Here is a 15,136-nt window from a genome sequence, read left to right as displayed (position 1 = left end):
CTGCCATGTGTGTAGCAGGCGTTTTTTTTGTTGTTATGTTAAATAGTGCTCAGATTTTACAAATATGGCGGGCATGGTGCAACCAAGCGGGGTAGCCAGTGTAAGAAGACGTTTGCTAGCGTGGTAGATATAGATCTATTAATCACCACTGATCTAGAGATTATGCTAAAGCGCCTTTTAACTACGGTTTCAACTATCATCACAGCGTCTGCTTTTGCAGCGTCACCGCCAAATATATTGGTCATCATGGCCGACGATATGGGATATGCGGACCTTTCCCTTACTGGTTGTAAGGATTTCTCCACGCCAAACATTGATCGCATTGGTAGCGAAGGTGTCTTTTTCACTGACGCTCACGTGACTGCAGGTGTTTGTGCACCATCGCGCGCTGGTTTTGTTTCTGGGCGTTACCAGCAACGTGTCGGTTTTGAGTGTAACGGACCAGGCGGCAAACAAGGATTGCCAACTGAGGTGGTCACCATCGCCGAAGCGCTTCAACCAGCTGGCTACGTTTCTAGTGTGATTGGCAAATGGCACCTTGGTTACACCGAAGACAAACAGCCAATTGCACAGGGCTTTAAACATTTCAGCGGATTCCTCAAAGGATCACGCAGCTATTTCCCATACAGTAAAGATTCTGGCACAAAGAACCTGACGCGCGATGGCGTGAAGGTGGATGAGTCTGAGGTGACATATTTGACTGACTGGCTCACTGACGAAGCCATCAGGCTGATCAATGAAGACCGCGGTGGCAACCCGTACTTTATGTTCCTTTCTTATAACGCGCCACACACACCGATGGAAGCGCTCGATGAAGACCTCGCCAAGCACACACAGATTGCCGATGAAAAGAGACGCACCTACGCGGCGATGATGACTCGCATGGATGATAACGTCGGTCGTGTGCTCAAGCTTATCGAAGAGCGCGGCGAGATGGACAATACCATGATTTTTTACCTTAGCGACAATGGTGGAGCTTATAATAATAGCTCGGATAACGGCCAATGGCGTGGCATCAAAGGTAGTAAGTGGGAAGGCGGGCACCGTGTGCCATTGTTATGCCGCTGGCCACAAGGAGGCATGAAGGGTGGCCAACTGTGTGATAGCCCTGCATTGTCATTAGATATCTATGCCACTGCAATGGCTGCTGCTGGGCTGGATGCCAGCGAGCTAGAGCTCGACGGTAGCGACCTGACCAAAACGCTAGCTGAAGGCACTGCCTTTAACCGCGATCTGGCATGGCGCCGTGGCGCTGCTGCGGCTGTTCGTCATGGATCATGGAAATTGATTCGTGTCACTGAACTCGACGAAAGCTATAGATATTTGCTTTTTGACCTTAAAGAAGACCCAAGTGAAACCAAGGACCTTGCCGCCAAATACCCAGAGCGTTGCGCTGCCCTGCAGAAACAGCTAGCGAATTGGGAAAGCCTAATGATTGAGCGCAAGTGGGGCGAAGGCAAAAAATGGGAAAATAACCAACGAGCCAAGCATAACATGGATGTGATCGGTCGCGATGCTGAGCGTTCACTTCCATAACTTCTAGTCATAAAATCTCATGCATTGAGAGATCCCTCAAGTTGGTGCCATGGCTGGCCTTTGGCACCATCAGCTGGACCTTTCCGCCGCTATCTTTTGCTGACGGATGCGGGAAGCCCAGACACGGAGGGGGGAATAGTTCCGCAGGGAGTTATTCGAGAAAATTTAACTACCCAGCATTCCAGCCAATGCTGGTGTAGGCCATAAAAGGCAACAATGGGATGAATCAAATGGATGTGACCAGCTAGGGCGCGAACAGCAAGCTGGCCATGCCACAGGGCTCATCCACTACAAACTTTATTAAACAACGAGAGAATCAGTATGAAACGTAAACATGCAAAAACAGCATTCCTCAGTGTATTGGCGCTAAGCTCCTCCCATCTAGGGGCAGCTGAGCAGCAGAACGACTGGGAGAATGAACAGATGATCGGGCGCAATAAGGAAGCTGCGCACGCGCACTTCCTTGCTTACCCAAGCAGCGAAGAGGCGATGAAACCTCGCGAAATCGGCGATATCGCAGGGTCATGGACACAGAGCCTGAGTGGTAGCTGGTCATTTAATTGGGTATCTAACCCAGATGACCGCCCAGTAGATTTTTATAAAACTTCTTTTGATGTCTCTGGCTGGAAAAAGATCACTGTACCTAGCAACGTTGAGATTGAGGGATACGGTACTCCAATCTATTGTAACCACCCATATCCTTTTGCTAAAGCATGGCCGCTGGTGACTAAAACACCTCCTGAAAACTTCACCGTTAGTAAGGAAATCAACCCGGTAAGTTCATACCGCCGCACTTTCACTCTGCCAGCTGATTGGCAGGACAAGGACTGTTTTGTCCACTTCTATGGCGTGGCCTCAGCCTTCTACCTCTGGGTAAATGGCGAGAAAGTTGGCTACAGCCAAGGCAGCCGCACCACCGCCGAGTTTAACCTCAGCAGCTATCTGAAGCCGGGTGAAAATATGATTGCCGTAGAAGTCTACCGCTACAGCGATGGCTCCTACCTCGAGTGTCAGGATTTCTGGCGCCTCAGCGGTATTTTCCGCGATGTCGAGCTGCACGCCAAACCAAAGTGTAGCCTGCGTGATTTCGACGTGCTTACCGCGCTGAAAAATGACTACACCGACGCCACTCTCGACGTCATCACAGAATTGCAAAACCGTGGCGAAACTGCTGTTGACCGCAAAGTGCGTCTCAGCCTCTTCGACGGTGACAAGCGCCTGCACCAGTACACATCGCCAGCTCAGTCAGTGGCCGCCGGTGCTAGCCAGACATTCAACTGGGTACAAGAGCTCAGCAAGCCAAAGCTATGGTTTGCGGAAACTCCAAACCTTTACACACTTCTTATCGAGCAGCTCGACGCTAAAGATAAGGTGATTGAAGCCGTACCATACCGCATTGGTGTGCGTGAGTGCCAGATCACTGAAGACGGCATGGCTCGCATCAACGGTGAACCACTCTTTATCAAAGGCGTTAACCGCCACGAGCACGATCCTGCGCTTGGCCACGTGGTCACTATGGAAATGATGCGTAAAGATCTCGAACTGCTCAAACAACACAACTTCAATGCGGTGCGTACTGCGCATTACCCGAACGATCCACGCTGGTACCAGCTCTGTGACGTTTACGGCATCTACCTCAACGACGAGGCAAACAACGAAAGCCACGGCATGGGCTACAAAAAGGACGCCCTGCCAAAGCAGCCTGAGTGGAAAAAGGCGATTCTCGACCGCGTGCAGAGCATGTACTACCGCGATCGCAACCACGCATCTGTGATCTCATGGTCACTCGGTAACGAGTGCGGCAACGGCGACAACATGCGTGCTGCTGCTGAATGGCTCCGCGGCATCGACCGCTCTGGTCGCGCTATTTGTTACGAGCGTGCCGGCTTCGACGACTACGTTGACATGTGGACACCAATGTACCCGAGCTACTCTCAGATCGAAGACTACTGCAACGGCAAAGTTGTCAGCAAAGGTAGCAAATACGGTGATGAGTTTGTCAGCAAACCAATGGATCCAGAACTGGTTCGCCCAGCTATCCTCTGCGAATACTCCCACTCAATGGGTAACAGTGTTGGTGGTCTGCACCACTACTACCGTGTCTTCCGCCAGTACAAGCGCGCTCAAGGTGGCTTTATCTGGGACTGGGTTGACCAAGGGCTTTACAAAACTGATGAAGCTACAGGCAAACGTATCCTCGCCTACGGTGGTGATTACAATGATATGCCTAACGACGGAGCATTCTGCCTTAACGGTTTGATTCGCCCTGACCGCGTTCCAAAACCAGCTCTATATGAAGCGCAAAAACTTCAGCAAAACATCCTCACCAGCCGACTTGATGACGGAAGTTTCTCTGTAATCAACGAATTCAGCAACCTCAACCTGAACGAGTTCGACACCAACTGGCAGCTCGAGTGTGAAGGCAAAGTGGTTAAACAAGGTGCCATCACCGACCTCGCAGCCGCTCCAGGCGAAACAGGCAACTTCAGCCTAGACCTCGACCAGATCAAACTCAACCCAGGTCAGGAATACGTTCTCACTGTAAGCTACAAAATTCGCCAAGACGAACTTTGGGCACCAGCTGGATACCGTATTGCTTGGGACCAGTTCATCATCCAGGAAGGCAGCAATGAACTCAAAGCTGACGCTGGAAAAGGTAAAGTAGTACTCACTGAAGCTACCGACGCACTCAAACTGAGCGCCGGTACTGTAAGCCTGCAGGTAGATCGCGCTAGCGGACTACTCACCAGCTACCAGCTCAGTGGCAAAGAACTGCTCGAGTCACCACTTGCTCCAAACATCGTTCGTGGACCAATGGTGAATGGCCGTAGTGGTCAGGTGAAGCAGTACCTCATCTATGCTGAAGCACTCGCTAACCTCAAGCTCAACGATCTCGCTGTAGTTAAGCAAGACGACCAGAGCTGTGTGATCCGCGCTAGCTACACCATTCCAATGCCAACGAAATCCAGCGGCAAAGGTAAGGGTAAGAAAGATGCTGCTGCGCCAGCCGCATCAAACATCACTGGTCAGCTCGAGTATCAGCTATTCGCCAGCGGCGAACTGCTCATCGATCACCAGATCGACCTGCCAGAGAAATTGCCTAGCAACGGCTTTGGTCCACTTCCAAGACTCGGTCTGACACTTGAACTTAACAAGAGCTACGACCAGTTGGAATGGTACGGTAGAGGCCCACACGAAACATACGGCGACCGTAAAGACGGCGGCCTACTGTCTCGTCACTCAAGCAAAGTAGCGGATTTCCATTTCCCATATGTTGTTCCTCAGGACAATGGTAACCGCACCGGAGTACGCTGGGTTTCTCTGCAAAATGACAAAGGTCAAGGACTGCAGATTACCAGCCAAGAGCCATTCAACATTGCAGCATGGCCGTACAAAATTGCTGACCTCGTCAACACCAACCACAACGCACTGCTTCCGCAGAACGGTCCAACGACTCTATGTCTGGACGTAGCTGTAGCCGGTGTTGGTAACAAGTGGAGCGGCACGACCGACTTCCGCATTGCTATTGGTAAGAAATACGAGCAGCGCCTGTTGGTTAGCCCGCAGCCAGCAAAATAGTTCAACCAATGTGCCCGCCGGAACTTTATCCGACGGGCGCATTCAAATCACTTCTCGAAGGCTACAAATGAGCAAATCTAGCTGACAGTAAATAACCGCCAGCAAGTTCATCCAAAAACGCGCGCAAAACGCGCTAAGCCAAAGAGTGAATTTCACCGTGCCCTAGCTGCCCAGCAGCTAGGGCATTTTTGCTTTAGTACACGACAAGCTAGCTGAAGGGCTCAGACATGGAGATCCTAGACAGGCTATCAACTAAAATTGCCTGTCTTACTAAGCATGATTAAGCATGATCGCTATATTACTATCTACTCGTGATCAAATTTTTAATTAGACAGTCATTTTCAGTGCGCTGGGGTGAGGTGAGCTGGGAAAAAGGGGGTGGAGTTGCTACACAGCTGGATTTAACCTCTTGAGGTCAGCTTTTTTTGCCCAGCTTTAGCTAGCGATTGATAGAGTTTGCTAGTTCTTGCCATATTTCCATTTACAAAAAACACAGGTTCTCAGCGACAGGCTGATAGGGCTGCAATTCGTGACTAAATTTTGTTTGGCCAGTCGGATTTGTCAAATCCGTTTGAAGAAGCATCACTCCTGCTAGCTCGGTGGCGGCGGCTCTACTTGAATGTCACGCATGGCATGGATCGTTTTTGGTGACTTAGACCATTGCTTTGACCGCAATTTCCGAGCCCCTGATGTGCGCTTTTCTCCAAAGTATTCTTTGGTCTGAAGGAATACATCATCGAGAAACAATTGACTGCCAATGACTAGGCCTCGGCTAAAGTGGCTGACTTTATGGCGTAGCATAGAGGCCATGCTTAGTTGACCATTACTGGCGGCTACTTTTTCAATCTCTTCTCTGCTGATGCCTTTTCTCACTTGAGATTTCACCCATTTTCCATCGCGGTTAAGGATTTCTTTAAATGTTTCTTCTGCATCGGCATAAAGTAAAACTCGATAGCGATCGGCACTTCCTTGGGTCCAGTAATGGCGGGATTCTTCTTCCAGCCAGGGTGAGTTCTCAGCTGCCGAGTTGGGCATTTCATCTTTGAGCCAAAGTACACGGCTCAGCCCTCTTTGAGCTCGTTTGTCTCCGGCTAATGCGGCGCTGTAGCTACACCAGCGATAGTCTTCTGGTTTCTCTGCAATACCGGCCCTCACAGGGTTGAGGTCAATGTAGGTCGACATGATTCTCGCAATGTAGCCAGCTTGTACGAGTACGCTGATATAGCGAGCGCTCCACAGATATCCTTCGCGTTCATTTTTACGATTATACCATGAGCTGAAGCGTTGTTTGAGGCTCTTCATGAAGTTGCCCAAGTTGTTCATGCGGCTAGTGAATTGCCGCTTAAAATTATCAGCAGCCACCCGCGAATTGTCATCGGCTTGGCTAGCTAGCAGATTGTAAAATATCTGCTCAACCTCAGCGTAGTAGTTGGCTGAGTAAAGAGCCTTCACTCGGCGTAAAAATTCATCATCACTGATTTGCACCTCTTGCTCTTTTGGGACTTCTAATAAGAGGTGGAAATGGTTCGACATCACGCAGTAGCTCAGGATTTTGATGCCATAGAAGGTCTCACACTTTCTCATCAACGAGACAAAATGGAGGCACTCTGCGTCGCCCATAATGAAATTCTTATCCACCACACGCGAGATGCAGTGGTACACTGCAGAGCGATATTTTCGGTATGGGGAAAGATAGCGAGCTGTAGCCATAATCTACACAGGTAAATCAAGTTGCGTAGATTGCAAATGATGATGACATAAAATTGCCTGTCTTACTGTGTGAGCTAGTAGCGCGCCTAGTAAAATTACCTGTCTGACTAATGTTGTGTCTCACTAATCGGACGCAAAAAAAAGGTCCGCGGCGTGAGCCGGGGACCTGCTAGCTATTTGGCGAAGCTGTGTTGGTTTAGCGAGTGAACACGGAGATGAGGTCGAGCCAGATGGCGTCGTCGCTTTGGTCTGAGTGGTTCACTATGCGCAGGTTCAGCTGGCTGGAGAAGCTGTGATCGTTTTTGTTGATCACCACACTGTCGCTGTAAAATTCGCCATTGTGGAAGGCGTGTTGGTACGCGTAGCTTTCGAGTGTGTGCCATTGGCTGCCGTCAGAATATTGTAGCTCAAATCCGTCGCTGTCATCATCCATGCCATTGCTAGTGAAGTGCACGGTAATGAGAACTTCATCTAGCTGGCTGGCATCGATAGTTTGGCTCAGCTCGACAGCAGCTTGGTTGCCGCCTTCTAACTTCACCGACGCATTCCCTTGATAGGCTGGTGTGGAAGTATCTAGCACCACGGCACTGCCATTGTCGCTCCAGCTGCCGAGGTCGATTTCAAAATCATCATAGCTCACTGCCGACCAATTTTTCCAGCCAGCCACGCGGATGTCGTCGAAGTAGATTTTGTCGGCATCAGCATCAGCTGAGAAATTGGTGAAGAAGCCAAATTGAAAGTTGCTAGATAGTAAGTTAGTGCCAGATGGGGCGACTTCTATCGAGGCAAATTCGTATTGAGTGCCAGATATCTCAGTACCTTTGAAAAATGAATCGAGCACATTCCAGCTAGCTCCACCGTCAGCGTAGGCAATGTCGAAGGAGTCGGCATTTTCTAGATCCACGGAGACGTAGCCAAAGTCTAACTTGATGCCGGTGTAGGGACTTGCGTCGATGCCGTTAGCCATGAATAAGCTAGCTGGCTCGCTATCATCTAGCTGCGCTGACTGGCTACCAGTGTGGATGTAGTTAGCATCATTCTGGATGGTGGTGGCGTTAGGTGTATCAGTAGTCCAGCTGGAAAATCCATTTTCAAAGCCATCGTCTGATAGGGTTAGCCAGCCGTCGCGCACCGCGTAGTTGTAGTCGCGGGCGTAGAATGGATCGTTATTACGGGCATCGGCCTGACTTTGGGCGAGGGCGATGTAATCTTGCACGGCCTGTTCATCGCTACGATTTTGAAAAGCTACGAGGATATCATCATCGTGAGTTTTCACCATCATGGCTTCCATGGCGGCGCGGTGGTCAGCTAGCTCAGTGGCGTAGGCTGGGTCCTCGATGAGGTTGTTGAGGCAGTCTGGATCGTTAGCTACATCGTAGAATTCCTCACGCACGCGGTAGGTGTACATATCAAGACGAGCTTGCACCTCTGGTTGGTGAGGGGCCGCTACAGCTAGCTGTCTGTAGGTTTCCATGTTTTTAGAAACGCCCACAGTCTTGGTGACGCCGTCTGACCACGGGTTGAAAATGTAGGTGAAGTTCTTTGATTCAACCGCACGCATCGGGCGGCTGTTGCCAGCTACGTCTTCGTAGAAAACCTTATAAGCATAGTCGCGGTCAGTTTGTGTCCCACCCTTTAGCAATGGCTCGAACGAGCGGCCATCAATGCCAGCAGGATAGGGCAGGCCAATGATATCGCAGAAGGTTGGAAGCACGTCTACTGCTTGCACAACGTGTTGGTCGTCCACGCTGTTAGCTGAAATGACATTTGGCCATCTAGCCATTAATGGCGTGTGGGTGCTGTGGTGATAGACTTGAGTTTTGACAAACATGAATGGATTGCCGTGATCTGATAGGAAGACAACTAAGGTATCGTCAGCCACTCCCATGTCGTCGAGAGCTTGCATGACATAACCAAATGAATCATCAGCACGTCTAACGTTGCTGTAATACGCGGCCCATTCTTCAAACAAGTTATCCTGATAGGCTGGGTCGATGGCTGGAATGTAGCCTGGAATCACCGTTTCCGCGGCGGTGTAAACACGGCTGGGAACGTCGGGGTCGTTGAAGAAGGTATCGGTTTTATGTTTGTAACCGTAGAAGCCGGTGTGCGGATCTTTAATATTGATCTGCATGAAGAATGGTTTGCCTTCCTGTTGGGCTAGCTGGATACCTTTTACTGCGGCATCATAGAAGGTCACCTGGGTGCGATCGTCAGACGCGTGGCCGAGCTCAGCGGCTAGATCGTAATCCCAGCCGGCGTATGGGCTGTGCGGTGATGAATGGTGGACTTTGCCGCGGATAGCGGTGAGGTAGCCAGCTTGGTGAAATAGGTCAACAATGGCTGGAAACTTGTTATTCACGCCACCAAATCCGTAAATCCCGCTATTGTGTTGGAAGCGGCCAGTGGCTATCACATTGCGTGATGGTGTGCAGTTAGATGCCTGAGTGTGTGCGTAGTTGAAACGTATCCCCTGCGCGGCAAAACTATCCATGTTAGGAGTGAGGTCTGGCATCAATGCTCGGCCGTACACATTGACGTCTTGTAAGCTGAGATCATCACAAGTTAGGAATACAACATTAGGCAATGTGCTAGGGGCGCCAACGGGCACTACAGAGATGACTACATCAACTGGCAGGCTATTTTCAGCACCGTCATTAGCCATGTAGCTGAAACTAACATTGCCGGCGAAGTTTGGCTGTGGTGTGTAGCTGAAGCTGCCGTCGCTGTTGGCTACTAGCTGGCCAGCGTTAGCATTTTGGGTGATGACCGCCGTCAGGGTGTCGCCGTTGCTGTCACTGTCGTTGGCTAGCAGTCCCGCTGCGGCGTCTATTTCCAGAGTTTGGTTTTGGCTGGTGGAATAACTATCAGCGACTGCGCTAGGCGCTATGTTAGCTGCGCTGGTGGCGGTGATGACCACTTGGTCGAGGTGTAGTTTTTCGCTGTGCGCGCTAGATTGTACATCAAAGCGAATGCGCAAGTTTGGCTGACCTTCGGCGGCGGCTGGTAGAATTTGCTGAAATGGCAGCCAGCTGGGTGAGGCGTCCGTGATTGTTTCTAGCGTTGTCCAGTTAGTGCCATCCACCGACCACTGAACGATGCAGGGCTCTGCGGCGCTGAGGTTTTCAGATGCGCGCATGTAGCTGATTTGGATGTTGGTATATCCTACGGTGGAGATATTTTTTTCCAGCGTGCCACCTTTTTTGATTCTGGCGCCGAGCATGCCGTCGTTGGCTGCTGCGGCTGCTGTCTGACAGGTATTGTCTATAATATTCCATGTGCCGCCGGTGACGTCGGTGGCGGAAAAATCTCCAGTTTCAAAACTATCGTTGAACAGAGTTTGCTGGGCGTGGGCAGGCAACGCGAGCAGCATCATTGCTGGAGCAATGAGGCGGGACGCCGAGAAGCCTACAACGCACTTTGGTGTGCTTGTATGTATTTTCATTATTGGTATTGGTTTGGGTGAACCGAGGGTGTGCAGTCCTCATGAATGGTTCTTTGCTATGCCTATGTCTCACGTAGTGAATAGATTTTGAGAGTAAACAAACGCATTCATCATACAAATCACATTGAAGGGGTTTCGTCAATTATGAAATCGTGATGGGCCTCTATTGACCGGCTAAAATCACCGTCTTGGATTTCCTATTTGAAACCATTGATTTCCCATAAGAAACAATCATTTCGAGAATAGCGAAGAAATTACCACGTTAGTTTCATTTTAGAAACAGGGGACGAAAGTTAGCAAAATCGTTGTAAGAAAACCCGAAATGATCTTAGTATAGGAATTTGAATGATAACTTAACAACCCAAGCAGCGCATTTGCGTGGGTTGAGTGGGGAGCACAAATACGAAATCAGAGATGATGTTGAAAAAACTATTACTATTAGCCCTAGCGGTTCCTGCTAGCCTATCGGCGCAGTTCCAGCTAGATGAGCGGCAGCTTATTTTGGCAGAGCAATCTAACGTCGAGAAGGTGATCGACAAAGCGGTGAACTATCAGATGGCTGAGTACGGCGATCGATTGAATACCGACTGGAAGGCGGGGACATTTTTTACAGGTCTCTATGCGGCGTATAAGGCGACTGGCAATGAGAGCTACCGCCAGCAGGCATATGATTGGTGTGAAAAAGCTGGCTGGAAAGCTCAGCGCAAGACCTTTCACGCTGACCATATTTGTATCGCTCAGACCTATCTAGACATCTATCAGGATACCCCTGAGCCGAAGATGATTGCTGATATCCAGTCACGCTTGGACCAGTACTTTGGTAAGGATAAGTTAGAAAAGCACGAGTCTGGTGAGCTGGGTGATGGTGAGTTTAACGGGCGCAATTTGTGGTGGTGGTGTGACGCTTTGTACATGGCTCCACCAGTAATGGCACGAATGAGCCAAGTGACTGGTGATCCTAAGTATACTGAGCTGATGCACGAGCTTTACTGGGACACGGTAGATTTCCTCTACAGACCTGAGGAAGGGTTATTCATGCGTGATCGCAAGTATTTCAATAAAAAGACAGGCAGTGGAAAGCCAGTTTTTTGGGCTCGCGGCAATGGCTGGGTCTACGGTGGCATCGTGCGTATCGTTGACCAGCTAGATAAAGATGATCCGATGCGTCAGAAGTACATCGACCTCTACCTTGAGCTAACAAAGTCGCTGATCAAGTACCAGCAGGAAGATGGACTGTGGCGTGCTTCTGTGAACGATCCAGATTGGTTTCCTAGCAAAGAATCTACAGGCAGCAGCTTTTACTGTTATGGATTACTAGCTGGAATTAACCGTGGCTGGCTGGACCGTGAAACATTTCTCGCTCCTGCGCTGGCTGCGTGGGATGGCCTGCTAGGCTGCATGAATACTGACGGTCGTCTCGGCTATGCCCAGATTGTGGGTGAGCGCCCAACAAAGTTGATCGCCCAAGATCAGGTCGATTACGCTCAGGGGATTTTCCTGTTAGCTGCAGCTGAGCTCTACAACATGAATCTGACTAGTGAAGATTTCAAAAAAGTGCAGCCTAAGTACGAACCTCACTTGTTAGCAAAAGACTCAGTTTGGACATGGTTCAATGATGAGCGTGCCGTGCAGAATGGCCAGAATTTGTTACTTGGTGGCATGACCCGCGCGGGCAAAGCTAAGCTGAATATTTATAACAAAAACGCAGCTCTAGCAGCCTTCAAGCTGCACGAGTATGAGCTCAGCTCATGGACTGAGAAAGATGACCACAATAACCCATCATTTTTGTTTTTGAACGACGAAGATTTGTTGATTGCCTACGCGCGTCACAACTCAGCGGCAAAGTGGGAATATCGCCGTGCTAAAGTTCACCAAGATAAACGCCACATGGATGTTCGTCTCGGCGAGGAAAAGGTGTACAAAACACCACGCAATACGACTTATATCAACCTATCTCAGCTGAGTGATGAGAATAATCGCGTTTATAACTTCTACCGCTGCATCGGCTGGAATCCAACGGTTAGCTGGAGTGACGATGGAGGAGAAACTTGGTCCGAGGCCCATGAAGTGCTGCGCTCAGGTGATGCTAGAGTGCGCCCATACGTGAAATACAGCAACAACGGCAAAGACCGTATTGACCTGCTCTACACAGATGGCCACCCGCGTGGCGAGAAGACTAACAGCGTCTACCACATCTACTACAAAGGTGGCAAATTCCACAAGAGCGACGGAACTGTGATTGGCACTATGGAAGACGTGCTAGCTGGCAAACCTATGGTGCCACAGCAGGGGACTAAAATCTACGACGGCGCAGAAGGTGGTCGCGGCTGGGTTTGGGATCTGGAATACGGTAAAGATGGTGCGATTCACGCAGCTAGCATTCGTTCTAACGATCATGCTGAGGGCTTAGACCTGCGCTATATGTATTCTGACTTTGATCCTAAGACGAAGCAGTGGACATGCCGTGAGATCGGCTTTGCTGGTACTCGTCTGTACCGTGGTGAAAACCACTACGCTGGTGGCATCACGGTGAATCCGGAAGATGGCAATAAAGTGTACATTTCAGCTGATGTGGATCCTGTAACAGGCAAAGCCTTAGCTGCTGGCCGCTACCAGCTTTTTGAAGGGACACGCAGTGGAGAGAAGTGGACCTGGAAGCAGCTCACCTTTGATACACAGGTGGACAATTTGCGCCCAGTGATGCCACGCCGCCGTGGTGAATCTGACTTCCAGACATTGGTCTATTTCCGCGGACATTACCGCACCTACAGAGACTATGAGGTTGATCAGGTAGGCATGTTTATTCCAGCTGGAAAATAACTCCAGTTGGCTGGGACAAGCCGTGATGGTTTGATCTCTTGAGCTAAAAAAACTCTCCGGTGCTGAGCATCGGAGAGTTTTTTTTGTAATCTTAAATTTAGCGTGGCTGGCTGAGCCCGCGAGCATTCAGCTAGATTATTCGTCGAGCAATGTGCTGCGAGAGAATAGTGAAACCACTGGGATGTCGCGTGCTTCGATGGCTTCGCGGCCACCTTCTTCGCGGTCTACCAGAATCAGAGCGAAGGCGACTTTGCCGCCAGCTGCTTCGATGGCATCGACAGCCTTCAGCGTGGATCCGCCAGTAGTGATGACGTCGTCGACAACGATGATGGTATCACCTTCTTTGAAGTTTCCTTCGATTTGTTTGCCGCGCCCGTGACCTTTAGGCTCTTTGCGTACGGTGAAGACTTGGATAGGCGCTTCTGGGTTTTGTACGGCTGAGGTCATGCCTACAGCTAGTGAAATTGGGTCTGCGCCCATAGTCATGCCGCCAATGGCGTCGATGCCGAGCTCAGCTACTTTTTCTTTCACCGTATCCCAGCCGAGCTGGCCGATGAGATTGGCACCTACTGGATCGAGCGCAGTGATGCGGCAGTCGATGTAGAGGTCTGAGGTTTTGCCTGAGGCGAGTGTGAATTCACCGGTGCGTACGGATTTCTCCAGTAGCATGGCCTTAAGTTGTTGGCGGGTAGCTTCGTTGGACATGCGCGCATAGTCATGAGCGGCGGGAGAAATGTCAAATGCTGACCGAGATAAAGTGATCACGGTGACAAAATTATTGCTGGCGCGATAAATGCTATCAGTTGGCCCTGTTGGGCATAGCTTTTGAAGTCATTATTGTTAAATTCTAATAGATCAACCGTTTTGTTTTCATAAATAGTTGATTTTGATGTTGGTGGATACGGAATGAAGGTGTCTTACGGGAAGTGGTTTAGTTAGTTTCCTGTGTAATAAATTGATTTATTAAAACGATTAATTGCCATGTTAATTATTGGCTTTGCCACATTTTGATACAAACAATCCTATCCATCCCATAAAGCATGAATCACCCAATCCTTCCTCTCACCTTAGGGCTGGCCTTAGTGGCTAGCGTTGCCCAAGCCGCGACATTTTCTGTGACCTCAGCCGTTCCAGACGATAATTCTAACGACTACGCGTCTGGCACGATGACCGATGGCTCATCATCTGGCAGCTGGTCTATCACTACAAATGTGGGCAGCACTCAATGGTATAATGATACTGGTGGAGATAAGGTTCCCACAGGTGGAGCTAGTGGGGTAGCTGCGGCATTTCGTAATGATGACAGCTCAAATGGCTATACTAATGCTAGTGGGGGCAATGCGATCACCACCTACACTGATGCCACCTTTGATCCCTTATCGATTTCTTTCAGCGCTACAGCGGACGTAGGATCACAAGTGGATAACATTATTTTTCAATCCACACCTTATGATAATTCGACATCACGCGATAACGGCAACCGCGCTCAGCAGATGTTAATGAAGTTTACGATAACGTGGGCAGGCGATGACGTGGCAACAATTTCGGATCCTAACGCCAATCTCAGCCTCGGCGAGATACTGGAGTATTATGGCGATAGCACCAATCCGCAGTCGTATACTTTTTCGGGTTTTTCTGGGCCATACGGAGATCTGGGGGCACATCTCGAGGATGCAGGTTATGAGTCGGCAGATGGGAAAACCATCAGCTCTGGCGCCACCATTTGGTTAGCTTGGGATGCTAACAACTCACAAACCGACTGGAGCATAACTTTGCCATCAGGCATCACTGACGTGACGGTGGAGTGGGACGACAATGTCGCAGCTGGAAGGTATGGGGGGGAAGATATTTTTGGGCCAGCATCAGAATTTATGGGCTTTGATGTCACCTTTGTGCCGGAGCCGAGTTCGGCAATGGCGCTGTGCCTCGGAGCGATGGGCTTTGTGCTTCGCCGTCGCCGCTAGCCAGCGGACATAATGATGAGCTTTGCCGGCGGTGATGAATTGGCCAGCCTAGTTCAGCTTTCAGCTAAATGGTTACAATAAG

Annotated in this window: 7 protein-coding genes; 4 read left to right on the top strand and 3 right to left on the bottom strand. The window is 49.9% G+C overall.

Going from position 1 to position 15,136, the window contains the following annotated elements; all coding sequences use genetic code 11:
- Positions 1 to 162 precede the first annotated feature (162 nt).
- Both JIN82_RS14725 and JIN82_RS14720 read left to right on the top strand, forming a co-directional pair.
- Entirely contained in the window at positions 163 to 1,536 is a 1,374-nt protein-coding gene (locus JIN82_RS14725; protein ID WP_267906552.1) for a sulfatase-like hydrolase/transferase, read from the top strand.
- A 321-nt stretch (positions 1,537 to 1,857) separates the two neighbouring features.
- A complete protein-coding gene (locus JIN82_RS14720; protein ID WP_200312426.1) occupies positions 1,858 to 5,115 on the top strand; it encodes a glycoside hydrolase family 2 TIM barrel-domain containing protein in 3,258 nt (1,085 codons plus the stop codon).
- Positions 5,116 to 5,706: 591 nt separating this feature from the next.
- Here the strand turns inward: JIN82_RS14720 and JIN82_RS14715 are convergent.
- The gene (locus JIN82_RS14715; RefSeq protein WP_325099524.1) at positions 5,707 to 6,777 is read right to left on the bottom strand and encodes a transposase; all 1,071 of its coding nucleotides are present in this window, start codon (positions 6,775 to 6,777) and stop codon (positions 5,707 to 5,709) included.
- 244 nt (positions 6,778 to 7,021) lie between these two features.
- Positions 7,022 to 10,270: a sulfatase-like hydrolase/transferase gene (locus JIN82_RS14710; RefSeq protein WP_200312424.1), complete on the bottom strand. Its 3,249-nt coding sequence runs from the start codon at positions 10,268 to 10,270 to the stop codon at positions 7,022 to 7,024.
- A gap of 414 nt (positions 10,271 to 10,684) precedes the next feature.
- Between JIN82_RS14710 and JIN82_RS14705 the strand changes: the two genes are divergently transcribed.
- Positions 10,685 to 13,090, top strand: coding sequence for a glycoside hydrolase family 88 protein (locus JIN82_RS14705; RefSeq protein ID WP_200312423.1), 2,406 nt, complete (start codon positions 10,685 to 10,687; stop codon positions 13,088 to 13,090).
- Positions 13,091 to 13,225: 135 nt separating this feature from the next.
- Here JIN82_RS14705 and pyrE read toward each other — a convergent pair whose 3' ends face one another.
- Positions 13,226 to 13,855: an orotate phosphoribosyltransferase gene (pyrE, locus tag JIN82_RS14700; RefSeq protein WP_325099522.1), complete on the bottom strand. Its 630-nt coding sequence runs from the start codon at positions 13,853 to 13,855 to the stop codon at positions 13,226 to 13,228.
- A 275-nt stretch (positions 13,856 to 14,130) separates the two neighbouring features.
- On the opposite strand from pyrE, the gene JIN82_RS14695 reads away from it, so the two are divergent.
- On the top strand, positions 14,131 to 15,054 hold the full coding sequence (locus tag JIN82_RS14695; RefSeq protein ID WP_200312422.1) for a PEP-CTERM sorting domain-containing protein: 924 nt from the start codon (positions 14,131 to 14,133) through the stop codon (positions 15,052 to 15,054).
- Positions 15,055 to 15,136: the final 82 nt, after the last annotated feature.

This window comes from Persicirhabdus sediminis, assembly GCF_016595495.1.
GTDB classification, from domain to species: domain Bacteria; phylum Verrucomicrobiota; class Verrucomicrobiia; order Verrucomicrobiales; family Akkermansiaceae; genus Persicirhabdus; species Persicirhabdus sediminis.
The sequence above is the reverse complement of the archived record's forward strand: the minus strand, read 5'-3'. Positions and strand labels throughout refer to the sequence as shown.